The sequence below is a fragment of the Saccharopolyspora sp. ID03-671 genome (assembly GCF_045278815.1).
Taxonomy (GTDB): Bacteria; Actinomycetota; Actinomycetes; order Mycobacteriales; family Pseudonocardiaceae; genus Saccharopolyspora; species Saccharopolyspora ipomoeae.
This window is the reverse complement of sequence record NZ_CP134054.1, coordinates 1,588,401-1,614,489: the sequence shown is the minus strand read 5'-3', so window position 1 is coordinate 1,614,489 and position 26,089 is coordinate 1,588,401. Positions and strand designations below refer to the sequence as shown.

23 protein-coding genes are annotated in these 26,089 nt (G+C 69.9%); 9 read left to right on the top strand and 14 right to left on the bottom strand.

Annotated features, from left to right (window positions below):
• Positions 1-64 precede the first annotated feature (64 nt).
• On the top strand, positions 65-676 hold the full coding sequence (locus REH65_RS07555; RefSeq protein WP_093416966.1) for an ANTAR domain-containing response regulator: 612 nt from the start codon (positions 65-67) through the stop codon (positions 674-676).
• Positions 677-749: 73 nt separating this feature from the next.
• Here REH65_RS07555 and REH65_RS07550 read toward each other — a convergent pair whose 3' ends face one another.
• Positions 750-1,136, bottom strand: coding sequence for a PaaI family thioesterase (locus REH65_RS07550; protein WP_406693117.1), 387 nt, complete (start codon positions 1,134-1,136; stop codon positions 750-752).
• A gap of 112 nt (positions 1,137-1,248) precedes the next feature.
• Between REH65_RS07550 and polA the strand changes: the two genes are divergently transcribed.
• Both polA and REH65_RS07540 read left to right on the top strand, forming a co-directional pair.
• Positions 1,249-3,942: a DNA polymerase I gene (gene polA / locus REH65_RS07545; RefSeq protein WP_406691842.1), complete on the top strand. Its 2,694-nt coding sequence runs from the start codon at positions 1,249-1,251 to the stop codon at positions 3,940-3,942.
• Positions 3,943-4,178: 236 nt separating this feature from the next.
• Positions 4,179-4,565: a VOC family protein gene (locus tag REH65_RS07540; RefSeq protein ID WP_281456132.1), complete on the top strand. Its 387-nt coding sequence runs from the start codon at positions 4,179-4,181 to the stop codon at positions 4,563-4,565.
• Positions 4,566-4,705: 140 nt separating this feature from the next.
• On the opposite strand, the gene REH65_RS07535 is transcribed toward REH65_RS07540, so the two are convergent.
• The 5 genes from REH65_RS07535 to REH65_RS07515 all read right to left on the bottom strand — a co-directional run bounded on the left by REH65_RS07535 (position 4,706) and on the right by REH65_RS07515 (position 9,398).
• Positions 4,706-6,727, bottom strand: coding sequence for a YhgE/Pip family protein (locus tag REH65_RS07535; protein WP_406691841.1), 2,022 nt, complete (start codon positions 6,725-6,727; stop codon positions 4,706-4,708).
• Between the two features lie 16 nt (positions 6,728-6,743).
• Entirely contained in the window at positions 6,744-7,430 is a 687-nt protein-coding gene (locus REH65_RS07530; protein ID WP_406691840.1) for an ATP-binding cassette domain-containing protein, read from the bottom strand.
• A 50-nt stretch (positions 7,431-7,480) separates the two neighbouring features.
• Positions 7,481-7,963 carry an N-acetyltransferase family protein gene (locus tag REH65_RS07525; protein ID WP_406691839.1) on the bottom strand — a complete coding sequence of 161 codons (483 nt, stop codon included), beginning with the start codon at positions 7,961-7,963 and terminating at the stop codon, positions 7,481-7,483.
• A 2-nt stretch (positions 7,964-7,965) separates the two neighbouring features.
• Complete coding sequence (locus REH65_RS07520) at positions 7,966-8,415, bottom strand: hypothetical protein (RefSeq protein ID WP_406691838.1); 450 nt, start codon at positions 8,413-8,415, stop codon at positions 7,966-7,968.
• A gap of 125 nt (positions 8,416-8,540) precedes the next feature.
• Positions 8,541-9,398: a class I SAM-dependent methyltransferase gene (locus REH65_RS07515; protein ID WP_406691837.1), complete on the bottom strand. Its 858-nt coding sequence runs from the start codon at positions 9,396-9,398 to the stop codon at positions 8,541-8,543.
• A gap of 305 nt (positions 9,399-9,703) precedes the next feature.
• Here REH65_RS07515 and rpsA point away from each other — a divergent pair, with 305 nt between their 5' ends.
• The 4 genes from rpsA (at position 9,704) to REH65_RS07495 (ending at position 14,490) form a co-directional block, all read left to right on the top strand.
• The gene (gene rpsA / locus REH65_RS07510) at positions 9,704-11,215 is read left to right on the top strand and encodes a 30S ribosomal protein S1 (protein WP_281456127.1); all 1,512 of its coding nucleotides are present in this window, start codon (positions 9,704-9,706) and stop codon (positions 11,213-11,215) included.
• Between the two features lie 122 nt (positions 11,216-11,337).
• Positions 11,338-12,525 carry a dephospho-CoA kinase gene (gene coaE / locus REH65_RS07505; protein ID WP_406691836.1) on the top strand — a complete coding sequence of 396 codons (1,188 nt, stop codon included), beginning with the start codon at positions 11,338-11,340 and terminating at the stop codon, positions 12,523-12,525.
• Positions 12,526-12,682: 157 nt separating this feature from the next.
• On the top strand, positions 12,683-13,840 hold the full coding sequence (locus REH65_RS07500) for a sensor histidine kinase (protein ID WP_406691835.1): 1,158 nt from the start codon (positions 12,683-12,685) through the stop codon (positions 13,838-13,840).
• Positions 13,837-14,490: a response regulator gene (locus REH65_RS07495; RefSeq protein ID WP_406691834.1), complete on the top strand. Its 654-nt coding sequence runs from the start codon at positions 13,837-13,839 to the stop codon at positions 14,488-14,490. Before REH65_RS07500 ends, REH65_RS07495 begins: the two co-directional genes overlap by 4 nt.
• A gap of 144 nt (positions 14,491-14,634) precedes the next feature.
• Here REH65_RS07495 and REH65_RS07490 read toward each other — a convergent pair whose 3' ends face one another.
• Both REH65_RS07490 and REH65_RS07485 read right to left on the bottom strand, forming a co-directional pair.
• Positions 14,635-15,105, bottom strand: coding sequence for a hypothetical protein (locus tag REH65_RS07490; protein ID WP_406691833.1), 471 nt, complete (start codon positions 15,103-15,105; stop codon positions 14,635-14,637).
• Between the two features lie 143 nt (positions 15,106-15,248).
• Complete coding sequence (locus REH65_RS07485) at positions 15,249-15,845, bottom strand: DUF402 domain-containing protein (protein WP_406691832.1); 597 nt, start codon at positions 15,843-15,845, stop codon at positions 15,249-15,251.
• Between the two features lie 236 nt (positions 15,846-16,081).
• On the opposite strand from REH65_RS07485, the gene uvrB reads away from it, so the two are divergent.
• Both uvrB and REH65_RS07475 read left to right on the top strand, forming a co-directional pair.
• Complete coding sequence (gene uvrB, locus REH65_RS07480; RefSeq protein WP_281456121.1) at positions 16,082-18,253, top strand: excinuclease ABC subunit UvrB; 2,172 nt, start codon at positions 16,082-16,084, stop codon at positions 18,251-18,253.
• Between the two features lie 537 nt (positions 18,254-18,790).
• Positions 18,791-20,524: an acyl-CoA dehydrogenase family protein gene (locus tag REH65_RS07475; RefSeq protein WP_406691831.1), complete on the top strand. Its 1,734-nt coding sequence runs from the start codon at positions 18,791-18,793 to the stop codon at positions 20,522-20,524.
• Positions 20,525-20,592: 68 nt separating this feature from the next.
• Here the strand turns inward: REH65_RS07475 and REH65_RS07470 are convergent, their stop codons facing one another.
• The 6 genes from REH65_RS07470 to REH65_RS07445 form a co-directional block, all read right to left on the bottom strand.
• Entirely contained in the window at positions 20,593-21,153 is a 561-nt protein-coding gene (locus REH65_RS07470) for a GAF domain-containing protein (protein WP_281456120.1), read from the bottom strand.
• Positions 21,154-21,208: 55 nt separating this feature from the next.
• On the bottom strand, positions 21,209-21,781 hold the full coding sequence (locus tag REH65_RS07465; RefSeq protein ID WP_093416016.1) for an ATP/GTP-binding protein: 573 nt from the start codon (positions 21,779-21,781) through the stop codon (positions 21,209-21,211).
• On the bottom strand, positions 21,762-22,121 hold the full coding sequence (locus REH65_RS07460; protein WP_281456119.1) for a DUF742 domain-containing protein: 360 nt from the start codon (positions 22,119-22,121) through the stop codon (positions 21,762-21,764). Before REH65_RS07460 ends, REH65_RS07465 begins: the two co-directional genes overlap by 20 nt.
• Before the next feature lie 2 nt (positions 22,122-22,123).
• The gene (locus REH65_RS07455) at positions 22,124-22,564 is read right to left on the bottom strand and encodes a roadblock/LC7 domain-containing protein (protein ID WP_093416013.1); all 441 of its coding nucleotides are present in this window, start codon (positions 22,562-22,564) and stop codon (positions 22,124-22,126) included.
• A 77-nt stretch (positions 22,565-22,641) separates the two neighbouring features.
• Positions 22,642-24,237 carry an ATP-binding protein gene (locus tag REH65_RS07450; protein WP_406691830.1) on the bottom strand — a complete coding sequence of 532 codons (1,596 nt, stop codon included), beginning with the start codon at positions 24,235-24,237 and terminating at the stop codon, positions 22,642-22,644.
• Positions 24,238-24,895: 658 nt separating this feature from the next.
• Complete coding sequence (locus tag REH65_RS07445; RefSeq protein WP_406691829.1) at positions 24,896-26,080, bottom strand: acyl-CoA dehydrogenase family protein; 1,185 nt, start codon at positions 26,078-26,080, stop codon at positions 24,896-24,898.
• Positions 26,081-26,089: the final 9 nt, after the last annotated feature.

Below are 26,089 nucleotides of genomic sequence, written 5' to 3'. Positions count from 1 at the left end.
CGGTAAGCTGCGGTTTCCGATGCAAACCGCATCGGCGGACCCCGAGTTCTACTGGAGGATCCCGGTGACGACGCCGGCTGCCGAGGACACACGCGAGGCCAAGCCCGTCGAACGTCGCGTACTCGTGGCCGAGGACGAGGCGTTGATCAGGCTTGACCTGGTGGAGATGCTCCGCGAGGAGGGCTACCAGGTCGTCGGTGAGGCTGGTGACGGACAGGAAGCCGTCCGGCTCGCCGAGGAACTTCGACCCGATCTGGTGATCCTGGACATCAAGATGCCGAAGATGGACGGCATCGAGGCCGCATCCAACATCGCGGGGGACCGGATCGCGCCGGTGGTCATCCTGACCGCCTTCAGCCAGCGCGATCTGGTGGAGCGGGCGCGCGACGCCGGGGCGATGGCCTACCTGGTCAAGCCCTTCGCCAAGCGCGACCTCGTGCCGGCCATCGAACTGGCCGTGTCCCGGTTCACCGAGGTTCAGGCCCTGGAAGCCGAGGTCAACGACCTCACCGAGCGGCTTGAGGCGCGCAAGACCATCGAGCGGGCCAAGGGCCTGCTGATGAGCAAGCACAACCTCTCCGAGCCCGAGTCCTTCCGCTGGCTGCAGCGAACCGCGATGGATCGCCGCACCACGATGAAGGCGGTCGCGCAGGCGGTTCTTGAGAACCTGTCCTGATCGACGGAAGCGGAAGGCGGGGCACCCGATCGGGTGCCCCGCCTTTCTCATGCCCGGGTCACCGGCCGCGGGGTCACTGGTCGCGCAGCACGCAGGTCAGCCGGGCCGAGCAGGTCCGGCGCCCCTGCTCGTCGGTGATCACCACGTCGTAGGTCGCCGTGGAGCGGCCCGTGTGCAGCGGGGTGGCCACGGCGGTGACCTTGCCCTCGGTGGCGGCGCGGTGGTGCGTGCAGCTGAGCTCCAGGCCGAGCGCGATGCGGCCCGCCCCGGCGTTGATCGCCGCGGCGATCGAGCCCGCCTGCTCGGCGAGCACCGCGTTCGCGCCGCCGTGCAGCAGCCCGTAGGGCTGGCGGTTGCCGGCCACCGGCATCGTGGCGACCACACGTTCGGGTGTGTATTCGATGATCTCGATGCCCATCCGCGCGCTGAGCTGTTCCTCGCCGGACTGGACGACCGCGATCAGATTCTCGTCGACGCTGGTCGCGGCCTCGCTGCTGGTGGATTCGGGCACCGTGGTTCCTTCCCGTCGCCTGCGGTACTGGCTGTCAGCCCAGCAGCCTAAACTCGCGGCCGTGACGCACTCCGAGGACCGACGCCTGCTGTTGATCGATGGCCACTCGATGGCCTACCGCGCCTTCTACGCCCTGCCGAAGGAGAACTTCCAGACCGGCACCGGGCAGCACACCAACGCGGTCTACGGGTTCACCTCGATGCTGATCAACCTGTTGCGCGACGAGCAGCCCAGCCACCTCGCCGTCGCGTTCGACGTGTCCCGCAAGACCTTCCGCAGCGAGACCTTCACCGAGTACAAGGCCAACCGCAGCGCCAGCCCCGACGAGTTCAAGGGCCAGGTCAGCCTCATCCAGGAGATCCTGGGCGCGCTGAACATCCCGGTGCTGAGCAAGGACAACTACGAGGCCGACGACGTCATCGCGACGCTGACCACCCAGGCCACCGCCGGTGGCTTCCAGGTCTCCATCTGCACCGGTGACCGGGACGCGCTGCAGCTGGTCACCGACGACGTGACGGTGCTCTACCCGACCAAGGGCGTCTCCGAGCTGACCCGCTTCACGCCGGAGGCCGTGGAGGCCAAGTACGGCCTGACCCCGCTGCAGTACCCCGACTTCGCGGCGCTGCGCGGCGACCCGTCCGACAACCTGCCCAAGATCCCGGGGGTGGGGGAGAAGACCGTCACCAAGTGGATCCAGCAGTACGGCTCGCTGGCGGGTCTCGTGGACCGCGTAGACGAGGTCAAGGGCAAGGCGGGCGACAACCTGCGCGAACACCTCTCGTCGGTGCTGCTCAACCGGCAGCTCACCGAGCTGGTGCGCGACGTGGAGCTGGAGGCCGGGCCGGACGACCTGGAGGTCCGGGCCTGGGATCGCGACGCCGTGCACCGGCTGTTCGACGACCTGGAGTTCCGGGTGCTGCGCGACCGGCTGTTCGCCACGCTCTCCAGCGCCGAACCCGAGGTCGAGGAGGGCTTCGAGATCACCGGCGGCGTCGTCGAACCCGGCAAGCTCGCGGCCTGGCTCGACGAGCACGCGCGCGGCGGCCACCGCGTCGGCCTGTCCTGCACCGGCACCTGGGCGCGCGGCCGCGGCGACCTGGCCGGGATCGCGCTGGCCACCTCCGACGGCACCGGGGCGTTCGTCGACGTCACCGCGCTCACCGGCGACGACGAGCTGGCCCTGGCCGCGTGGCTGGCCGACCCCGACGTGCCCAAGGCCGCCCACGACGTCAAGGGCCCGCTGCACGCCATCCGCGACCGCGGCTGGACCGTCGCCGGGCTCACCAGCGACACCGCCCTCGCCGCCTACCTGGTGCGCCCGGGCCAGCGCTCCTTCGAGCTGCCCGACCTCGTCGTGCGCTACCTGCAGCGCGAGCTGCGCGCCGACAGCGGTGCCGACGACGGCCAGCTGTCGCTGCTGGAGGACGAGTCCGAGAGCAAGGAGAAGGCCGCCGCGGGCGAGCTGCTGCGGGCCCGCGCCGTCGCCGAGCTCGCCGACGCCCTCGACACCGAGCTGGCCCGCATCGACAGCGGCAAGCTGCTCACCGACCTCGAACTGCCGCTGCTGCTGGTGCTCGCCGAGCTCGAAGGCGCCGGCATCGCCGTCGACGCCGACCAGCTGGCCGAGCTGGGCGAGCACTTCGCGGCCCGGGTCAAGCAGGCCGCTCAGGAGGCGTACTCGGTCATCGGCAAGGAGATCAACCTCGGTTCGCCGAAGCAGCTGCAGGTGGTGCTGTTCGACGAGCTGAACATGCCGAAGACCAAGCGCACCAAGACCGGCTACACCACCGACGCCGAAGCGCTGCAGACGCTGTTCGAGAAGACCGAGCACCCGTTCCTGCAGCACCTGCTGGAGCACCGCGACGCCACCCGGCTCAAGACCACTGTGGAGGGTCTGACGAAGTCCATTTCGGACGACGGCCGGATCCACACCACGTTCAACCAGACGATCGCCGCGACCGGCCGGTTGTCGTCCACCGAGCCGAACCTGCAGAACATCCCGATCCGCACCGAGGAGGGCCGCCGGATCCGCGAGGTGTTCGTCGTCGGCGGCGACTACGACGAGCTGATGACCGCCGACTACAGCCAGATCGAGATGCGCATCATGGCGCACCTGTCCGGCGACGAGGGGCTCATCGAGGCGTTCAACACCGGCGAGGACCTGCACAACTACGTCGCCTCGCAGGCGTTCGACGTGCCGATCGGCGAGGTCGACCAGGAGCTGCGCCGCCGGGTCAAGGCCATGTCCTACGGCCTGGCCTACGGGCTGTCGGCCTACGGCCTGGCCCAGCAGCTGCGGATCTCCGCCGAGGAGGCCAAAGCGCAGATGGACGCCTACTTCGCTCGCTTCGGCCGGGTGCGCGACTACCTGCGCGAGGTCGTCGACCAGGCCCGCAAGGACGGCTACACCTCCACCATCCTGGGGCGCCGCCGCTACCTGCCGGACCTGCTCAGCGACAACCGGCAGCGCCGCGAGATGGCCGAGCGGATGGCGCTCAACGCGCCCATCCAGGGCAGCGCCGCCGACATCATCAAGGTCGCGATGCTCGGCGTGCACGGGGCCATCAAGGCCGAGGGCCTGCGGTCGCGAACGCTGCTGCAGGTCCACGACGAGCTCATCATCGAGGTGGCCGACGGCGAGCGCGACGTGGTGGAGAAGCTGGTCCGCGAGCAGATGGGCTCGGCCTTCGAGCTGGACGTGCCGTTGGAGGTCTCGGTGGGCGTGGGCCGGTCCTGGGACTCGGCGGCGCACTGACCGCACCGGATCTCGAGTCGATCACGGTTCCCCCGTTTCGGGGATGCGCGGTCGGGGTGTGTTGTGCAATGGCGAACGTCACCGCTGGTGGGGCCCTGGGCCCGGTACCGAACACCGGTGCGGATAACCTGCTACGCGCTCCGGCCGACCTCGGCCGCCGCGGCGTCGTGGCCGGGCGGGGCGCCAGCAGGGCGCGGGCACCCCGTACGCGTACCGCGCCGACCCCGAGGAGGAGCATGATCAGCATCGATCGAGTCGACCACCTGGTCCTCACCGTCGCCGATGTGGATCGGGCGGTCGAGTTCTACCGGGACGTCCTCGGCATGGAGCCGGTGGAGTTCCCAGGTGAGCGGCGTGCGGTCCGCTTCGGCGACCAGACGATCAAGCTGCACGCGTCCGCCGAGCTCGTCGAGCCGACCGCGACGCACCCGGTGCCCGGCTCGGCGAACCTGTGCTTCGTCACCGGCCAGCCGTTGTCCGACGTGCAGGAGCACCTGCGCACCAGCGAGGTCCGCATCGAGGAGGGCCCGGTCGGCCGCACCGGCTCCAAGGGCCCCATCACCTCGCTCTACCTGCGCGACCCGGACGGCAACCTCATCGAGATCGCCCGCTACGACGACTGACGACCGTTCCGCGGTCGCTTCGCTCGGCGGTGCGGGCCGAGTCCCGCACCTGGAACAGCGGCTGACGCCGCTCGCCTGATCGCGTCAAGAAACCCCGGCTCTCGCGCGGGCGAGAACCGGGGTTGTTGACTCCGGGTGGGCTACAGGGACAGCTCGGGCTTGAGGCGGCTGGGGGTCCAGACCCGCTGCCGCCAGGCCGCGATCGTGGTGAGCAGCAGGGCCGCGATCAGGTAGCAGAGCAGGACCGCGACCGCCTGGGTCACCGAGCCCTCGGTGCCGCCGTAGATGAGGTGGCGCAAGCCGGTGACCACGTAGCCCAGCGGGAGCACCTGGTGCAGCGGGTGCAGCGGCTCGGGGATGGTCTGCCAGGGGAACGTGCCACCGGCCGTGACCAGCTGCAGCACCAGGATCACCAGGGCGATGAACTTGCCCTTCGGGCCGAACGCCGCGTTGAGCGAGTGCACCACGGCGGTGAAGGCGAACGAGGTCAGGATCAGGAACCCGAGCGTGCGCCACTGGTGCGCGGGGTGCACGCCGATCGCGAACACCACCACCGAGAACAGCAGCACCGCCTGCACCAGGCCGATCAGCGCCGCGGGCAGCCAGCCGCCCAGCGCGACCCGCCACGGGGCCACGCCCGCGGCCAGGGCGCGGTTGGACATCGGCCGCATGATCAGGAACAGCACGAACCCGCCGACCCACAGCGCCAGGCCCATGAAGTACGGGGCGAGTCCGGCGCCGTAGGTGTCGGCCTTGACCTGCGCCTGGGTGTCGACGGCGACCGGGTCGCCGATGGTGTCGGCGGTGGCCTGCCGGGTCTTCTCGTCCGGGTTCGGGATGTCACCCGCGCCCTTGCCGAGCTCGCCCGCCAGCGTCGTCGAGCCGTCGGCGAGCTGACCGGACCCGTCGTAGAGCTGCCGGGTGCCGCCGACGAGCTGGTCGGCACCGTCGGCGAGCCTGCCGGTGCCCGACAACGCCTGCTGCTGGCCGTCGCGCAGCTGCACCGCGCCGTCGTCGACCTGCCCGGCGCCGCTGGTGAGCTGCTGGATGCCGCTGGTGAGCTGCGGGGTGGCGTTGGCCAGCGCGCGGTTGCCGTCGGCGACCTGACGGGCGCCGTCGGCGAGCATGTTCAGCTGCCCGACCTGGGTCTGCAGCTTGTCGTTCGCGTCGGTGGCGGGGCTGCCGAGCTGGTCCAGCCCGTCGACGACCTTCTGCACGGTGGCTTCGTCGACGCCGGCCTGCCGCAGCTGCTGCGCGGTCCGGGCCTTGGTCTCGTCCAGGTCGTCGACGATGCCCTGCGAGAGGTTGCCGACGACGTTGGCCCTGTCCGCGAGCTGCTCGTTGCCCTGGGCGACCTTCTCGGCGCCGTCGGCGAGCTTGGCGGTCTGGTCCGGCAGCTGCGCGGTGGACGCCTGCAGCTGTTGCAGCCCGGTGTGCAGCTGGCCGGTGCCGTCGGCGAGCCGGTTGGCGCCGGAGGCGAGCTGCTGCTGCCCGCTGAGCAGCTGGTGAGCGCCGTCGGAGAGCTGCGTGCCGCCCTGCTGGGCCTGGCCGAGGCCGTCGCGCAGCTGACCGGCGCCGTCGGCGAGCTTGCCCGCGCCGTCGGCGGCCTCGACGGTCTTGTCGTGCACGGTCGAGAAGCCGAGCAGGAACTTCTCGGCCGCGGTCGACCCGGCGTTGGAGGCCACCCCGGCGCGGACCTCACCGGCGAGCTTGTCGGCGATGGTGCCCACCAGGTAGTTGTTCGCGTCGTTGGTGATCAGCTGCAGCTTGGCCTGCTGCGGCGTGAAGTCGGCGGGCGAGACCAGCGCGCGGGAGAAGTCCTTCGGCACGACCAGCGCGAAGGTGTAGTCGCCGTTGGCCACGCCGGCCTGGGCGCGTTGCAGGTCGGTGCGGGTCCAGGAGAACGTGCCGGAGTCGACGAGCTCGTCGTAGACGTCCCGACCGGCGTTGAGCTGTTCGCCGTCGTCCTGCTGCGCGCCGGTGTCGTCGATGACGACCGCGGCGGGCACCGAACCGAGCTTCCCGTAGGGGTCCCAGTTGGCGTAGATGTACATCGCGCCGTAGAGCAGCGGCACCAGCGTGACCGCCAGCAGCGCGAGCTTGGGCAGCTTGCCCGAGGTGAGCCGCCGCAATTCCGTTGCGGCGAGCCGGAAACTAGTCATCGCGGACCTTCAGGTGTCAACGGACTGAAGTGGACTTCCGGGTCTTGCCCGGGTTTTGGGTGTCGTCGGACTTCTCGGTGCCCTCGGACTCGGTGTCGTTCGCGCCGATGCGGACGGCGGGCGCTCCGAGCTCGTCGGCGGAGTGGGTGGAGCAGAGCACGATGACCGCCATGCCGTCGGCGGCGCGGGCGGTGGCGGGGGAGTACCAGTGCTGCGGGTCGTGACCGTGGCGGTCGGGGCAGTCGAGCACCAGCGCGCGCGTGGTGCGGGACTCGCAGGCCAGGTCGATCAGCAGCCGGGTGCGCTGGTGCGCGGGGAGGTTCTCGAAGCGGACGTCGCCGGGCAGCTCGCGCTCGGCGAGCCAGTCGCGGACCTTGCGGCGGGTCGAGCGGCGCCCGGCCAGCGACAGGCCCTCGGCGACGACGTCGCGGACCTGCAGCGCCTCGTCGGGCTCGGTGATCTGCGGTGCGTCGACGACGGCGACGGTGCGGCGCAGCACGTCGGCGTCGGCGGAGCCGTCCAGCCGGACGCTGCCTGCGCTGGGCTTGAGGCGGCCGGACAGGGCCAGTGCGAGCGCGGTCTTGCCCGTTCCCGCCTCGCCGGTGACCAGCAGCGTCTGCCCGTCGGCGACCCGCAGCGAAGTGGGCGCCAGCAGCGGCCCGTGCGCGCCGATGACCTCGACGCCGGTGGCGACGATCTCCACGCCTTCTCCTCGATCCTCTCGGAGCCTGCACCACGGCCCCGGGATCGGGGTCAGCGCAGTGCGGTGGCCGGGCGCACCTCCCACATCGTCCACAGCGGCCGGTACCCCTGGCGGGGCCAGAACACCGAGGACAACGGGTTGGGCGGGTTGTAGTACAGGAAGCTGCCGACGACTCCCCGGCGCACGAACTCGTTGTGCGCCACCGCCATCAGCTGCTGCCCGACACCGGTGCCGCGCGCCTTCTCGTGCACCGACACGCAGTTGACGTAGGCCCACGAGCCGGGGCGCAGCCGGTAAGCCCGGGGGGACTTGCCGGTGTCGATCCAGCCGCATTCCGCGACCGCGACGGGCGTGCCGTCCTGCTCCGCCAGCCAGACCGGGTCGTCGGAGTGCAGGCGCACTCGGGCGGCGGCCCGCTTCAGCTGGGCGGCGTCGGAGCGGTACGTCGCGGTTCCGACGAGGGCGGCGTATTCGAGCTCGGCGAGGGTGAGCTCGACGACGGCGTCCAGATCGGCCGGTCCCGCGCGGCGCACCTTTACGGTACCAGAGACAGTTCCGTATCTGCGACCGGGACGGGTGATCGAACCGCGAGCACCGACAGCGGTAAGAAACCGTGGTCCAGCAACGCCCTCGTGCCCTGCACGTCCCGGCTGGGCCACACCACCATCGCCGAGGAGTTCGACCCGGGGTCGTCGCGCGCCGCCAGCCACTCCCGCCACGCGCCCAGCAGCGCGTCCAAGCCCGAGCGGGGGTGCTCGCCGACGATCGGGAACAGCTCGAAGGCCTCACCGGCCTGCCACAGCCCGCGCGCCGAGCCCGCCGGGTTCGAGGTGTGCGTGACCAGCCCCGCCACCCCGTAGCCCTCGGGGGTGCGCGCCGCCACCGGCTCGGCGTCCGAGGGCACGAACTGGTCGTGCGGCAGCTGCGGGTCCAGGGCGGCGAACCGCGCGAACTGGGCCTCCATCAATTCCTGCGCGGTCGCCACCGGGGACTCCTCACGTCTCTCTCGGTCAAGCGACGAAGTCGCTCTTCTCCTGGTGCCACCTGATCAGCCGGCACCGCCGCTGAGCTTCCGCTACCCGCACCGCCGAGCGAGGCGGCGCGGACGGTTCAGTCGAGCGTGCAGACGAAGATCGCCGTTCCGGGGAACAGCTTGCCCCGGAGCGGGCTCCACTGCCCCCACTGCTGAGTGTGCCCCTCGGGCCACTCGGGTTCGATCAGATCGGTCAGGCGCAGGCCCGCGCCCGCGAGCGCGCGCACGAAGTCGCCGAGCGTGCGGTGGTGCTCGACGTAGGTCGCACGACCGTCGCCGTCGATCTCCAGGTAGGGGGTGCGGTCGAAGTAGGAGTGCGTGACCGTGAGCCCGGTCGGGCCCGGGTCGTCCGGGAAGATCCACCGCATCGGATGGGTGACCGCGAACACCCACCGGCCGCCGGGGCGCAGCACCCGGGCCACCTCGCGGAACACCGCGCCCACGTCGGCCACGAACGGCACCCCGCCGAACGCCGAGCAGGCCAGGTCGAAGCTGTCGGCGGCGAAGGGCAGCTGATCCGCGCTGGCCTGGATCAGCGGGATCGAGGTGCCGGTGCGCTCGGCGGCCTCGGCCGCGTGCCGCAGCATCCCGCCGGAGATGTCCAGGCCGACGGCCTCGGCTCCCTGCCGGGCCAGCCAGCGCGCGCACGACGCCGCGCCGCAGCCGACCTCCAGCACCCGCTTGCCGCGCACGTCGCCCAGCAGCCCGGCGTGCTCCTCGCGCAGGCCCTCCGGGCACCAGACGAAGTCGTCGTCGCCGAGGAACTGGCCGTGCTCGGCCTGGTAGTCGTCGGCGTCGGCGTCCCACCAGAGCCGGTTCGCCGAGCGCGACTCGGCGGCGTCCACGCTGCGCTTGCGCACACCGACGGTCCCCAGGCGCTGCTCCGCCGAGCTATTCTGGGAGCTGGCGTTTTCCGGCTCGTCGGGATGTGTCAAGGAGGCCCCCGGGACTGTGCGTGGCGGTGCGGACGTGAAGAGATTGTGTCGTGCGTCCGACACGCTTCTGCCGCCCAGGGGTACCGCGGTTTGCCCGACGATCGAGAAAGCGCGTACGATACCGCCCGCGCCGTGGGTCTTTTTCTCATCGGCTTCAGCGCCCCGGGTCACACCGAGGTGGCGAAGGTCGATCGGCGAACGGAATCCGCAGGTCCGGTCTGTGATCGGGCTGGAAGAAACCGGCGACGACGCGGCACAAACGTAGAACCAGCGACCAACCTATCCGTACCGGAGCAACCCACCTGATGTCCACCGACACCACCACCGTCCCGACTGCAGCCGCCACCAAGCCGCAGGTCGCAGTGAACGACGTCGGGACGGAGGAGGACTTCCTCGCCGCCGTCGACCAGACCATCAAGTACTTCAACGATGGGGACATTGTTGAGGGCACCATCGTCAAGGTCGACCGTGACGAGGTGCTGCTTGACATCGGCTACAAGACCGAGGGCGTCATCCCGTCCCGGGAACTGTCGATCAAGCACGACGTCGACCCCGCCGAGGTCGTCACCGTTGGTGACTTCGTCGAGGCGCTTGTTCTCCAGAAGGAGGACAAGGAAGGCCGGCTGATCCTCTCCAAGAAGCGCGCCCAGTACGAGCGCGCCTGGGGCACCATCGAGGAGCTCAAGGAGAAGGACGAGCCCGTGCGCGGCACCGTCATCGAGGTCGTCAAGGGCGGCCTCATCCTCGACATCGGGCTGCGCGGCTTCCTGCCGGCGTCCCTGGTCGAGATGCGCCGCGTCCGCGACCTGCAGCCCTACGTCGGCCGCGAGCTCGAAGCCAAGATCATCGAGCTGGACAAGAACCGCAACAACGTGGTCCTGTCCCGTCGCGCCTGGCTGGAGCAGACCCAGTCCGAGGTCCGCAGCGAGTTCCTCAACCAGCTGCAGAAGGGCCAGGTCCGCAAGGGCGTCGTGTCCTCCATCGTCAACTTCGGTGCGTTCGTCGACCTCGGTGGAGTCGACGGTCTGGTGCACGTCTCCGAGCTGTCCTGGAAGCACATCGACCACCCGTCCGAGGTCGTCGAGGTCGGCCAGGAGGTCACGGTCGAGGTCCTGGACGTCGACATGGACCGCGAGCGCGTCTCCCTGTCGCTGAAGGCGACCCAGGAAGACCCGTGGCGTCAGTTCGCCCGCACCCACGCGATCGGCCAGATCGTGCCGGGCAAGGTCACCAAGCTGGTGCCGTTCGGTGCGTTCGTCCGCGTCGACGAGGGCATCGAGGGCCTGGTCCACATCTCCGAGCTGGCCGAGCGCCACGTGGAGATCCCGGAGCAGGTCGTCCAGGTCGGCGACGAGGTCATGATCAAGGTCATCGACATCGACCTCGAGCGTCGTCGGATCTCCCTGTCGCTGAAGCAGGCCAACGAGGGCTTCAGCCCCGACTCGGAGTTCGACCCGACCCAGTACGGCATGGCTGCCGAGTACGACAACGAGGGCAACTACATCTACCCCGAGGGCTTCGACCCGGAGACCCAGGAGTGGCAGGAAGGCTTCGAGTCGGCTCGCGAGGAGTGGGAGCGCCAGTACGCCGAGGCGCACACCCGCTACGAGAAGCACATCGCGCAGATCGCCAAGGCCCGCCAGGCCGACGCCGAGGCCGCGGCTGCCGCGGCCGCCGGTGGCGGCGAGGAGCAGGCGGCTCCGACCGGCGGCGGCAACTACTCGTCGGCTTCGAACGACGAGCAGCAGGACAGCGGCTCGCTCGCGAGCGACGCGCAGCTGGCCGCCCTCCGCGAGAAGCTCTCCGGTGGTGCGTGAGCACTGACGCCTGAAGGCTGAAGTCCGAACGGCCCCGCATCCCCAGCGGATGCGGGGCCGTTTCGCGTCCGGCCGAGAAACGGCCTCTCGCAGGAGCCCCCGCGCCTGGCAGGATGTAGCGCATGTTGCGGGTGGGTTTGACCGGAGGCATCGGATCGGGCAAGTCGACGGTGGCGCGGCGGCTGGCCGAGCTCGGCGCGGTGGTGATCGACGCCGACGCCCTGTCGCGGGAGGTCGTCGAACCCGGCAGCGCCGGGCTGGCCGAGCTCGTCGAGCGGTTCGGGGACGGGATCCTCGACGACACCGGGGCGCTGGACCGGCCCGCCCTGGCGGCGAAGGCGTTCGCCGACGAGCAGTCGCGGCTCGACCTCAACGCGATCGTGCACCCCAAGGTCGCGGAGCTGACCGCGCGCCGGATGGCCGAGGCGCCGGCGGATTCCGTGCTGGTGCACGACATCCCGCTGCTCGTGGAAGCGGGCTACGCGCCGAACTACCACCTGGTGATCATCGTGGACGCCACCGAGGACGTCCGGGTGCAGCGGCTCGTCGGCCGCGGCCTGGCCGAGCAGGACGCCCGCGCCCGGATCGCCGCGCAGGCCACCGACGAGCAGCGCCGCGAGGTCGCCGACGTGTGGCTGGACAACGGCGGTGACGTCGAGGACCTGCTGGCCCGCGTCGACGAGCTGTGGCGGGACCGGTTGGTGCCCTTCGAGGAGAACCTGCGGCTTCGGCAGCGGGCCGCGCGGTTCGGCCCGTCGATCGTCGACCCGGACCCGGAGTGGGCCGCCCAGGCCCGGCGGTTGATCGCCCGCGTCGAGCGGGCGGCGGGGGAGCGCGCGGTCCGCGTCGACCACGTCGGCTCGACCTCCGTGCCGATGCCCGCCAAGGACGTCATCGACCTGCAGCTCACCGTCCGCACCCTCGCCGACGCCGACGCGCTCGCGGACGCGCTCGCCGAGGCCGGGTTCCCGTACCTGCCCGGCGGCGACGTCGACGCACCGCACGACTTCGCCCCGGAACCCGAGCAGTGGGCCAAGCGCCTGCACATCGCCGCCGACCCCGGCCGCCCGGCCAACCTGCACGTCCGGGTCGAGGGCACGGCGTCGTGGCGGGTCGCCCTGATCTTCCCGGCCTGGCTCCGCGCCGACCCGGCGGCCCGCGAGAACTACCTCGCCCTCAAGCGCCGACTCGCCGAAACCCACGCCGACGCCCCGAACCACGAGTCCTACGCCCTCGCCAAGGAACCCTGGTTCGCCGACAACCTCCCCAAAGCCCTCGCCTGGGCGGACTCCACCAACCACGCCCCCTGACCACCCCCGCGTCAAAAACCCCGGTTTTCATCGCGCGAAAACCGGGGTTTTCGACGTGGTGTGGGGGCGGGATCAACCGATCAGTTGATGGCTCGGTGGGGCGGGCGACGTATTCGTGGAGGACGTGTCAGCCTTCGGGGTGAGGGAGAGGGATTCGGTGACCGACGAGACGACGCCGCCCGGCGGGTGGTTGTACCGCGCGATGCACGTGGGGTTCTTCGTGCTGCTGGCGGCGTCGGCGTCGCGCTTCGTCGACGTGCACGGGCTGGTCGGCATCACGCCCTGGGTGCTGGGCCTGTCGGTGGCGCTGATCGTCGTCTACGGCGTCGGGATCGCGTTCTGGGAGCGCAGCGCGCACCTGCGGCAGGTGTGGGTCGGCGCGGTCGTGGTCGTGTGGTGCGCGCTGGTGCTGGTGGCGCCAAGCTTCGGCTGGTGCGCGGTGCCGCTGTTCTTCGTCTGCCTGCGGGTGCTGAAGCCGAAACCGCTGGTCATCGCGGTCGTGTTGCTGACCGCGACGGTCATCTTCGCGCAGCTGCGGCTCGCGGAGTACGTCCAGCTCATCTCGGTCCTGGTGCCGATCGCGGTCGCGACGATGGCCACCGCGGTGTTCCTGGAGCTGCGGCGGGAGAGCGAACGCCGCCGCGAACTCATCGACCAGCTGGTGCGCACCCGAGGTGAGCTGGCCGAGGCCGAGCACCGGGCGGGCATCAGCTCCGAGCGCGAGCGGCTGGCCCGCGAGATCCACGACACCATCGCCCAGGGCCTGTCGAGCATCCGGATGCTGCTGCAGGCCGCCGAGCGGTCCGGCAACGCCGACGCCAACGTGCGGCGCGCGGGCGAGATCGCCGAGCACAACCTGGAGGAGGCCCGCCGGTTCGTGCGCGGGCTGACCCCGGCGGCGCTGGAGCGGAGATCGCTGCCGGAGGCGCTGCGGGCGCTGGCCGACCGCACCGTCGCGGAATCCGGCATCGAGGTGCGCTTCGACGTCGTCGGCGACCCGCTGCCCACCCGCGAGGACGACGACGCGGTGCTGCTGCGGGTCGCGCAGGGCGCGCTGGCCAACGTGCGCGAGCACAGCGGAGCCCGCACGGTCGGCGTGACGCTGTCCTACCTCGACGACGAGGTCAGCCTCGACGTCCGCGACGACGGGACCGGCTTCGACCCGGCGAACCCGCCGCACGGTGCGGGACGCGGGTTCGGGCTCGGCGGCATGCGCGCGCGGGTCGAGCAGCGGGGCGGCACGCTGGCGGTGGAGAGCGGATCTGGCGAGGGCACGGCGGTGGCGGCGACCCTGCCGGTGGGAGGTGTGTCATGACGGAGCACGTGCGCGTGATGGTGGTCGACGACCACGTCGTGGTGCGCGCCGGGCTGCAGGCGCTGCTCGCCGGTGACGAGGGCGTCGAGTTCGTCGGCGAGGCGCGCACCGCGGTCGAGGCGGTGCAGCTGGCCGGTGCCTACCGCCCCGACGTGGTGCTGATGGACCTGCAGCTGGGGGATGGTGTGGACGGGGTCGAGGCGACCCGCAGGCTGCGGGCACTGGAGAACCCGCCGCAGGTGCTGGTGCTGACCACCTACGACGCCGACACCGACATCAACCGCGCGATCGACGCGGGCGCCACCGGCTACCTGCTCAAGGCCGGGCCGCCGGAGGAGCTGTTCCAAGCGATCCGCGCCGCCGCGCGCGGGCAGACGGCCCTGTCGCCGGAGATCGCCTCGCGCCTGCTGCAGCGCAGCCGGTCCCCGGAGCAGGCGCTGAGCGACCGCGAGGTCGAGATCCTGGAGCTGCTCGCGCAGGGCTTGGGGAACCGGGATCTGGCCAAGCAGCTGTTCATCAGCGAGGCGACGGTCAAGACCCACCTGGTGCACATCTACGCCAAGCTCGGCGTCGACAGCCGCATGGCCGCGGTCAACGCCGCCGTCGAACGCCGGCTCATCCGCCTCGACGGCCGCCCCCAACAACCCTGACCCACCCGTGACCTGGATAAACGCCCCCGGTCGAGCCCCCGCGCGCCTCGGTGTTCCCGATTTCAATGGAAATCAGGTGTCGGATTTCAACGGAAATCGGGGACCCGACTTCCATTGAAATCGGAACCCCCGGGGCGGGTGGGGTCACCAGGGGTCGAAGATGCCCCTGTAGGCGAGCCACTGGTTGATCGAGCGGTGCATGCTGATCTCGTCGAGCGTGCGGTGGACCGTGCGGAAGGCGTAGTCGGCCTCGCTCTGGCGGATGGCGCCGGCGGCCACGGCGGAGGCGAACTCGGCGGCGCGGGCGATGCGCGGCCGCCCGGCGTCGGGGACTTCCAGGCTCAGCAGCAGGTCAGCGGTGGCCCAGGATCGGGTGTCGCGGTGGATGGTGACCGCGGTGAGCGTGCTCGGGCCGGGGCGGGAGTGCCGGTTGCGGGGTCGCAGCCGCGTCAGGCGCAGACCCAGGTCGGCCAGCAGCCAGGTGATCTCCACGTCGTGGTCCGGGGTCGGGCACTCCACGGCCAGACCCCACCGCTCCACGTGACAGACCTCCAGCCGGTGCACCTGGCCGGTCGGGCGTCTGCGCTGCGAGCTGAAGAGATCGATGACTTCCATCAATGTGGGGGAAACCGCAGCGCTCACAGCGTCAGAGAGTAGCGGCGAAAAGTGGAAACGTGATCATCAGTACCGGTTTTTAACATAACTTTTCCGCACCGGACGACCACGGCGGGCGAGAACGGACGAAATGTCTCCGACCATCACTCCGATGGCGGTAGCGGACGTGGCTCGGGTACGGGATCTTGAGTCGGTTGTCCGTCCCACGACAGTTCGATGTCGTTGTCGCGCAACCACTTCGGCAGGTCGTAGCCGCAGCGCGCGAGTCCCTCCAGGGCCGCGCACGCGCGTCGCATCGCGCGTTCCGCCGTTTCCGGATCGAGCAGTTCCGCGCGCACCGCGAGGACGAATTCATCGATGTCGAGCAGTTCCGCGTCGCGGTTCTGGCGCACTTCCAGATCCAGGTAGTGGTCGACGGTTCGCCATTGCTTTTCACCCGTTCGGACGTCGACCAGATCCAGGTAGTAATCGAGGTCGCGCTCGTGGCCCGGATGGCGGTGGAATCGGGAGACGCGCAGCCCGAGAGCGGGCAGCAGCCACGACTCCAGCGCGGCGAGCTCGGGGTGCCCGGGCATCGGCCGGGCGAGGTAGAGCCCGAAGGGCTCGCGGCGGAAGCGGCTCACGGTGCGGACGTGGCCCTTGGGGTCGGTGTTGGTGCCCTCCGCCAGGTCGAAGACCTCGGTCTTCGGCGGGTGCACGGGCAGTCCCAGGTGCTCGGCGATCTCCCGCTGAGTGGTCACACCGACACTCTAAGCTCGCGCATGAGGCGGGCGCGACGTTCGAAGCCCGCCGCGCCCGCTGATCTCTCTACCACTGTTCGCAGGTCACCTCCCATCGGTCGGGGCCGGTGACGCAGACCATTGTCCGCCTTCAGCGGCCGGAAAGCACCCCCGCGAGTCCGATAAGACCCCGGGAGGCGACATGAAGCCCCCCGTGAGGCGACATGATGTCGGTGGGGGCTCGTACGCTGGGTCCCGTGGCTTTCGCGACTGAGCGCCCCGCACTCGACGACTCCGTGCTGGCGCACTCCGAGTTCCGACCCGTCAGCGACATCCCGCGCGCCGACGGGCGCTTCCGCGTGGTCAGCGACTACGAGCCGGCCGGCGACCAGCCCGAGGCGATCCAGGACCTGGAGCGGCGGATCAACAGCGGCGAGAAGGACGTGGTCCTGCTCGGCGCCACCGGTACCGGCAAGTCGGCGACGACGGCCTGGCTGATCGAGCGGGTCCAGCGGCCCACGCTGGTGCTGCAGCCGAACAAGACGCTGGCCGCGCAGATGGCCAACGAGCTGCGCGGGTTCTTCCCGGACAACGCCGTGGAGTACTTCGTCAGCTACTACGACTACTACCAGCCCGAGGCCTACGTCCCGCAGACGGACACCTACATCGAGAAGGACTCCTCGATCAACGAGGACGTCGAGCGGCTGCGCCACTCCGCCACCTCGAACCTGCTCTCGCGCCGCGACTGCATCGTGGTGTCGTCCGTGTCCTGCATCTACGGCCTGGGCACGCCGCAGTCCTACCTCGACCGCGCGATCCCGCTGGAGGTCGGCGGCGAGATCGACCGCGACGTCTTCCTGCGCGCGCTGGTGGACGTGCAGTACACGCGGAACGACATCGCCTTCGCCCGCGGCACCTTCCGGGTGCGCGGCGACACCGTCGAGATCATCCCCGCCTACGAGGAGCTGGCGGTGCGGGTGGAGTTCTTCGGCGACGAGATCGACAGGCTCTACTACCTGCACCCGATGACCGGCGAGATCGTCCGCGAGGTCCAGGACCTGCGGATCTTCCCGGCCACCCACTACGTGGCGGGCCCCGAGCGGATGGACAAGGCGATCCGCGCCATCGAGGGCGAGCTGGAGGAGCAGCTCGACCGGATGGAGAAGCAGAACAAGCTGCTGGAGGCCCAGCGGCTGCGGATGCGCACCCAGTACGACATCGAGATGATGCGCCAGGTCGGCTTCTGCTCCGGGATCGAGAACTACTCGCGGCACATCGACGGCCGCGAGGCCGGATCGGCCCCGGCGACGCTGATCGACTACTTCCCGGACGACTTCCTGCTCATCGTCGACGAGTCGCACGTGACGATCCCGCAGATCGGCGGCATGTACGAGGGCGACGCCTCCCGCAAGCGCACGCTGGTCGAGCACGGCTTCCGGCTGCCCAGCGCGCTGGACAACCGGCCGCTGACCTTCGAGGAGTTCTCCGACCGCATCGGCCAGACCGTCTACCTGTCGGCCACGCCCGGCCCGTACGAGATGGCGCAGGCCGGCGGCGAGTTCGTCGAGCAGGTCATCCGCCCGACCGGCCTGGTCGACCCCGAGGTCATCGTCAAGCCCACCGAGGGGCAGATCGACGACCTGGTGCACGAGATCCGCGAGCGCGCCGAGCGCGACGAGCGGGTGCTGGTGACGACGCTGACCAAGAAGATGGCCGAGGACCTCACGGACTACCTGCTGGAACTGGGCGTGCGGGTGAGGTACCTGCACTCCGAGGTCGACACGCTGCGCCGGGTGGAGCTGCTGCGGCAGCTGCGGCTCGGCGAGTACGACGTGCTGATCGGCATCAACCTGCTGCGCGAAGGTCTGGATCTGCCGGAGGTCTCGCTGGTGTCCATCCTGGACGCCGACAAGGAGGGATTCCTGCGCTCCGGAACGTCTTTGGTTCAGACCATCGGTCGTGCGGCGCGCAACGTCTCGGGTCAGGTGCACATGTACGCCGACCGGGTCACCGACTCGATGCAGCACGCCATCGACGAGACCAACCGGCGTCGTGCCAAGCAGATCGCCTACAACGAAGAGCGCGGCATCGATCCGCAGCCGCTGCGCAAGAAGATCGCCGACATCCTCGACCGGGTCTACAGCGAGGCCGATGACACCGACGAGACGGTCTCGGTGGGTGGTTCGGGCCGCAACACCTCGCGCGGCAAGAAGCCTTCTGGCGAGGCCGTGGCCAGCGCGGGGCTGCTGGAGGAGCGCGACATCTCGTCGATGCCGCGGGCCGAGATGGCCGATCTGGTGCAGCAGCTCAACGATCAGATGATGAACGCCGCGCGGGAGCTGCAGTTCGAGCTCGCGGCGCGGCTGCGCGACGAGATCGCGGACCTGAAGAAGGAGATCCGCGGGATGGACGCCGCGGGCATCGAGTGAGCGCGCGGGCGCGGAAGGTGATCAAGGTCTCGCCTTTCGCGCCGCCCTACTCATGAGTACCTGAACGGAGTTCGTCCTTACTGCCGAGTTCTCGCTCTGACCTCGGACAATTCCCGTTCTGGTCCACAGAGGACCGCGTTTGCTGAGAATCCGCTCAACCGTTTCGTCGAATTGCTCACAGGGTTCCGCTTCGAGCCGACCAGCCACGATTACAGTCCGTCAGTTGGCTCACCGAAAAGGTGGTACCCCGGTATGGTGAGTTAGGGTAATTTCCCACTCCTGCTGTGCTCACGTGGACGCTGCGGGCTTGTGCAAGAAACGGAGTTCTCGAGATGGATCCCGGCCTGAAGGTCACGACCTCGTTCCCCACGAGGACCTGCGGGATCCGACCCGAGGACGAGCCCGCACGGCGTGGACCCGGCAGGACCAGGCAACCCCGACATCCGCAATGCTGACGGCACGCCATTCCCCTCTCCCCGGTCGAGCGACGCCGCACGCACGACGTGGCATCCCCACTGCTCACGCCGGTGACCGCGCATGCCCGAAGGCTGGGGTCGCCTTTTCCGCTCAGCGGCACGAATGAGATGGCGAACGCGGTTATCCACCCGCGCTGAATTCTCAGCGCGCGGCCGGTTCGTCGTTTCACTCGCGCCCAGAACGACCCGTTCGCGAACCCCCTCGCGAGAGCCTTTCCAGGAAGGATCAATCGGAATGGAGTCGCCCACTACCGGTTCCGCACGCCCCGGAGCGGTGTCGGAGCTGCTCGATTTCCTGCGCAGATACAGCAGGGAGCAGCTCGACTCTCGACGAATGGACGAACGGCGCGGTTTCCATTTGTCGCTGATCCCCGATCTCGCCCAGGCCGGGCTGTTCGGCCTGCAGGTCCCGAAGCGCTACCGAGGTCAGGAACTCCCGCATTCCGACACCATCAAGGTGTGGCGCCAGGCGGGCGCGATCGACTGCAACCTGCTCATCCTGCTCGCCGTGCACAACACCCTCGGCGTGCCGCCGGTCCAGCACTTCGCGCGCGAGGAGGTGCGCGCGGCCGTGCTGCCCGAACTGGCGCAGGGACGGCGGCTGGTGACCAGCGCGGTCAGCGAGCCGAGCATGGGATCGAACGTCCGGGCGATCACCAGCACGGCCACCAAGCGGCCCGACGGGTCCTACGTCATCAACGGCGGCAAGCAGTGGATCTCGCTGGGCAACGACGCCCACCACGTGAACCTCTTCGCGCGGCTGACCGACGAGAACGGCCAGGACGCCGGGATCACCGGGTTCCTCGTCGACACCTCGACCCCGGGTTTCGTGCGCGGTCCCGAGGTCGTCACCCTCGGGCTCAAGGCCGTGCCGCAGAACAGCCTCAGCCTGGAGAACCTGCACGTCCCGGCCGAGAGCCTGCTCGGTGAGGAGGGCAAGGGCCTGGTCGCGGCCAAGACCGCGTTCACCCAGGGCCGGTTGATGCTGGCCACCGGCGCGCTCGGCGCGGCGATGCGGGCGCTGGAGATGACCCAGCGCTTCGCCCGTCGCCGCGAGGTCGCCACCGGCAACCTCGCCGAGAACGGCCGGATCCAGCAGATCATCGCCGAATCGGTGGCGGCCACGCAGGCGGTGGAGATGCTGGTCGAGCACATCGCCGACCGGCTCGACTCCGGGCGCGAGGTGCCCGAGCCGTTCTACTTCGCGGCAAAGATCCTGGGCTGCGAGCTGATGTGGCAGGTCGTGGACCGCTGCGTGCAGCTGCTGGGAGCCCGAGGGTTCGTCGACACCAACGTCGTCGGCCAGTTCTACCGCGACTACCGGCTGTTCCGGATCTTCGAGGGAACCACCGAGGCCATCACGGTCTACCTGGGCTCGATGGTGCTCAAGCAGCCGCAGCAGTTCCTGTCGATCTTCGACGAGTTCGACCTGGACCCGGCGCTGGCCGAGTACGTCGACCGCGTCGACAAGCTGACCACCACCACGACCACCGGTGGCCAGCAGCGGCACATCCTGGCAGGTCAGATCGGTGAGCTCGCCTGCTGGGCGATCCTGTCGGCGCTCACCGCCGAGGGCCGCACCCGCTCGTCGATGCACGCGCACACGGCGTCCTGGAGCGAGCAGCAGCTGGCCGGCAAGCTGCGCTCCGCCGAGGAGAGCAGGCCGTTCGTCGAGCTGCCCACCGCGGACGAACTCGCCCGGCACATCGGCGATTTCGAGTCCAGCATCGGCAACGTCGAACAGCGCCGCCCCGGCATCCAGCACGACCTGGACCTGCTGCTGCGCCGCGGCTGAGGCCATCAGAAGCACCGAGGGGGCGGGACCGCCGTGCGCGGTCCCGCCCCCTCGGCGCAGGTGGGGCCTCAGCCCGCCTGGAGGTCGCGTTCGCGGCGGTGGATGAGCTCCACGCCCTCACCGGCCAGCGCCTTGATGGCGTTGAGGCCGTCGCGCCCCCACGGGCGCACCTCGCTGTCGATGACGCAGACCGTGCCCAGCGCCATGCCGGTGCGGTCGATCAGCGGAGCGCCCAGGTAGGAGCGGACGTTCATCTTGTCCACGACGTCGTTGCCCGCGAAGCGCGGGTAGTCGCAGACGTCTTCGAGGACCAGCGCCATCCGGCGGGCGATGACGTGCGGGCAGTAGCCCGTCTCCATCGGCGCCGACCGCGGGTCGGAATCGGAGTTCGGGTCTTCCATCCCGGCGGCCTTGGTGAACAGACCGCCCAGGTACTGGTGGGTGTCGGTGATGAAGTTGACCATCGCGTTCGGCACGCCGAGGGTCTGGGCCACGCGCTGGGCGAACGCGTCGAACTCGGGATCGGCGGCTTCGCCCAGGCCGAGCTGGCGCAGCCGCGCGGCGCGCTCGGACGCGTGCGAGTCGACGGGGCTGAGGTGCCGGTGTCCGGCAGCATCGAAAGTCGTCACGAGAGGCTCCGATTTCAGAGGAATCCGGGGGAGTGGGGCGGATTCGGGACGGGGGTCATAAGGCGCGGGTCTCCAGCACGTGCTCGATCAGCTGCACCAGCACCGATGCCGAGGAGCGGCGATCGCGCGCGTCGCAGAGCACGACGGGGATGTGCGGTTTGATGTCCAGTGCTTGCCGTACCTCCTCGGGTTGGTAGCGGAAGCTGTTCTCGAACTGGTTGACCGCGACCAGGAAATCGATGCCGCGGCGTTCGAAGAACTCCACGGCAGCGAAGCAGTCCTCCAACCGACGCGTGTCGGCCAGCACGACCGCGCCCAGGGCGCCGTCCACCAGGTCGTCCCACATGAACCAGAACCGGTCCTGACCCGGGGTGCCGAACAGGAACAGCACGATGTTCTGCGGGTTGAACGTGATTCGACCGAAGTCCATCGCCACGGTGGTCGTGGTCTTGTCGCCCACGCCGGTCAGGTCGTCGTGCCCGACGCTGGCGACGGTGAGCGTCTCCTCCGTGGTCAGCGGCTCGATCTCGCTGACCGAATGGATGAACGTGGTCTTCCCGACTCCGAACCCACCCGCTATGAGGAACTTGAACGAGGTCGGGAATGGCTCAGAGCTGTTGGAGCCCATTCAGCAAAGCCTCCAGTTGATCGCGCTTCGGCACGTCGGCGGGTGCGTGGGTGGTCAGAGCTCCCCAGTCGATGAGATCGGAGAGCAGAACTTTGGTGACTACGGCGGGCTGCCGCAGGTGAGCAGCGACCTCGGCGACCGAGGTGGCGTGCCGGCACAGGTTCAGCATCTTGGCGTGAACCGGCTCGATGCGATCCGGTGAGAACCGACCGGTGGACCGGACCAGCGACTGCAGCGACAGCGGTTCGCTCGGTTCGGTCCGCCCGTTGGTCAGCGAGTACGGGCGCAGCAGCGGGCCGGCCTCGTTGTCCAGCCACGGCTTGTCCGATGGGCCGGGCATGCTCACCTGCCCATCTCACCGGCGCTCCGCGCGGCGGTGGGCTGCCGCATGGGGGTAGCCAGGTGGGAGGGGACCCGCTTGACGAGCTGAGCGATCTCGTAGCCGAGCACAGCGGCGTCCGCTTCCGGCGTGGCCAGCACGACCAGCACGGCGCCGCTACCGGCGGCGGAGACGAACACGACGAGGTCGTTGAACTCCACGACGACCTGGCGCACACCACCGCCGTTCATGCCGAACCGGCGGCCGCCGTTGCGGGCCAGCGAGCACTGCGCGGCGGCCCACGCGGCGAGCGCGTCGGCCTCGTCGTTGTCCAGGCCTCGGTAGTACCGCTTGATTCCGTCGGTGGAGGCGAGCAGGGCACAGCGGGTGTGCGGGACTCGTCGGAGCAGGTCGGCGAGTAGCCAACTCAGGTCGGACGACGAGCCCGCTGCGTCATTGGCCATGGTGGAAAACGTCTCCTGACTCTCTTCTCACTGCCGGGGCAGATCTTGGGCGGGGGAGGGGATGTGTGAAGCGGAGGTCAGCCCTGGTCCGGTCTGTCGTCCGAGACGCCGCCCTGGACACCGGAGCGGAACGAGGCGTACAGGCTCGGGCTGGGCCCGCCCTGCGGCTTGGTCTCCTCGGGTGCGGCGGTACCTTCGGCGAGCTGCGGGACCAGGTAGCTGCGGGTGCGGTCGCGCCTCGGGAGCGCGGGCCGCTCGGCGTTGTCGGCGCCCGTGGGACCGGACGCGACGGGGGGAGCGGAAGCCGCCGGGGCGGCCTCGGGCACGACGCCGGCGTGGCGGCCGCGCTGGGACGGCTGCCGGGTCGGCAGCTCCTCCCGGACCGCCGGCTGCGGGCCGGTGGCGTAGGCGGGCTGCTGGCCGGTGTGCCGACCGTTGTTGAACGTCTGCGGCGTCGGCATCACCGAGGTGCGCGAGTCGTGGCCGTTGCTGCCGGGCTCGCTCGTCGACAGCACGCTGGCGGAGCTCTGCGCGGCCGAGTCGTCGGGCTCGACGTCGGTCTCGCCCAGCAGGTTGTTGGGGATGACCACGTGCGCGTCGGTGCCGCCGTACATGTTGTTCTCCAGCTCCACGCCGATGTGGTGCCGGTGCGCGAGCTGGGCGACCACGTACAGGCCGATGCGGCCGTCGCGGAGCTGGGCGTCGCGGTCGACCTCGTCGGGGTTGGTGAGCAGCCCGTTGAGCGTGACCCGGTTGCGCTGGTCGATGCCCAGGCCGCGGTCGCGGATGTCGATGGCCAGGCCCGCGGTGACGATCTGGCTGTTGATGCTCACCTGCGTGTCGGGCTCGGAGAAGGCGGTGGCGTTCTCCACCAGCTCGGCGATGAGGTGGATGACGTCGGCGACGGCGTGGCCGTGCAGCGTGCCGTCGACCGGCGGGATCACCTTGACGCGGGCGTAGTGCTCGACCTCGGCGACCGCCGAGCGCAGCACGGTGTACATCGCGACCGGCTTGCTCCACTGCCGCCGCGGCATCGAACCGCCGAGCACGGCCAGCGATTCGGCCTGCCTGCGCACGCCGGTGACCAGGTGGTCCACCGCGAACAGGCCCTTGAGCAGGTCCGGGTCCTCGACCTGCTGCTCGAGCTCGTCGAGCCGCTGGATGGCGCGGTGGGCCAGGGACTGCACGCGCCGGGCGAGGTTGGCGAAGACCGCGACGCTGGGGTCGATGTTGGCCTGCGAGGGCTCGCTCCGCATGCGCACCAGCGCGAACTCGACGGCCATCTGGGCCTGCCGGAGCTCGTGGGCGAGCAGCTCGTAGGGGTTGCCGGTGACGGGCTCGCTGGTGGGCCACTTGGGCGCGGGCTGCTGGCCGGCCTGGATCTGCTCGACCAGCTGCGGGAGCTCGCGGGAGCCCTGGGCGACGGTGCCGCGCAGCGACTCGATCCACTGGTGGGAGTGGCGCAGCGATTCCTGCAGCCTGACCTGGGCGTCGTGACCGGATTCGTGGATCCGGCGGTCGATCTCGTCGGCGAGGGCGTTCGCGCGCAGGAACCCGACGATCACGACGGCGATGCAGGCGACGATCGCCACGGCGAGCACGGTGTAGCGCACTTCGGGCGGCGGGACGAGGACGAGCGTGACCGCCGCAGCGCTTCCGAGCAGCGCTGTCACGGCCAGGGACGCCACGACCAGCCGCAACAGCTTCGCCCGAAGATCGTTGTGGGGAGGGGCTTCGGGTGCTCGGTCGGATGGGCTCGCGGGTAAGGGGCTTTCAGACATCAGCGTCCTTGGTACGGGGGTGTCGGTGACGGGCACCGCGGTGCCGAAACGTTCGGGGCCGAAACGTCGGGGGCGTCACCGGGGACTACTGGTGCTCCACTAATGATCAAAAGTATCACTCGGCGTGATGATAGTGCGTCCGGCCGGTGAATTGGGCCTTTCCGCCCAATGATGCGGCCATTGAGCGGATGGACTGCGCGGCCGCCGAGCGGCAGACGGGCCGCTCACCTCGGAAATCGAGGCGAGCGGCCCGTTCTCGCGGGTCGTGTGAAATTTTTGTTGAGATCGGAAGGATTTGAGCGCAAGTACCCGAACGGGTCACGTTCGGGCCCTTGTCGGATCGTGCGTCGGGGACGCGGGCGAGCGGCGCAGCCGCGAGGCGTGAAGCCCAACCTCGCAGCCGGCACCGCCGCGGGTTCTGAGCGGTTCTCCGGGGAGGACGCCGGGACGCCGTGTATTGGCATACATCAGGAGTGGCGCCCGGACCCGGAGGGCCGCTCAGGTTCCGCTACCTGCACCGCTGCGCAGAACGAGTGCGGAATCAGGTTCCTCACGCGAAGGCGCTGAGGCCGGTGATGGCCTTGCCGACGATGAGGGTGTTCATCTCGCGGGAGCCCTCGAAGGAGTAGACCGCTTCGGCGTCGGCGAAGAACTTGGCGACCTCGTAGTCCAGCACGATCCCGTTGCCGCCGAACAGCTCCCGGGCCCAGGCCACGACCTCGCGCATCTTGGTGGTGGTGAAGGCCTTGGCCAGCGCGGCCTGCTCGGCGCTTCCGGAGCCCTGCGCCACCAGTTCGTTGAGCCGCACCACGACGCCGAACATGGCGGTGATGTTGCCCAGCATCTTGACCAGCAGGTCCTGGATCATCTGGAAGCCGCCGATCGGCTTGCCGAACTGCACGCGCTCCACCGCGTACTCGCGGGCCAGCTCGTAGGCGCGCACCGCCACTCCCAGCGCCTGCCAGGCGACGCCGCCTCGGGTCATGGCCAGCACCTTCGCGGTGTCGCGGAAGCTGTTGACCTGCTGCAGCCGGTTGGCCTCCGGCACCCGGACGTCGGTGAGGGTGATGTCGGCGTTCTGCACCGTGCGCAGCGCGATCTTGCCCTCGATCTTGGTGGCGGTGAAGCCGGGAGCGCCCTTCTCCACCACGAAGCCCTTGACGTTGCCGTCGGCCTCGTCGCGGGCCCACACCACGACCAGGTCGGCGAAGGTGCCATTGCCGATCCAGCGCTTGGAACCGTTGAGCACCCACGTGTCGCCCTCCTTGCGGGCGGTGGTGCGCATCCCGCCGGCGACGTCGGAGCCGCCCTCGGGCTCGGTCAGCGCGAACGCGCCGATCCGGTTCATCTCCACCATGTCCGGGATCCAGCGGTCGCGTTGTTCCTGGTCACCGCCGTGGTAGATGCTGCCCATCGCGAGTCCGGTGTGGACGCCGGAGAACACCGCCAGGGACGGGTCGATCCGGTTGAGCTCCAGGCTCAGGAATCCGGTGAACAGCGGGCTGCGCCGCACGCCGTCGCCGTGCTCGGGGAACTGGTAGGAGGCCAGGCGCAGCTTGGCGAACTTCTCGACGACCTCGAAGGGGAACTCCGAGGTGTCCCACGCGCGGTTGGCCAGCGGCTTGACCTCGCGCTCCAGGTACTCGCGGATCTCGGCGAGCTCGGTGCGCTCGGATTCGCCGAGCAGGTCGTAGAAACCGAAGAAGTCGGGGTTGGTGATCACGGGCTTGGGCATCGTCGTTCC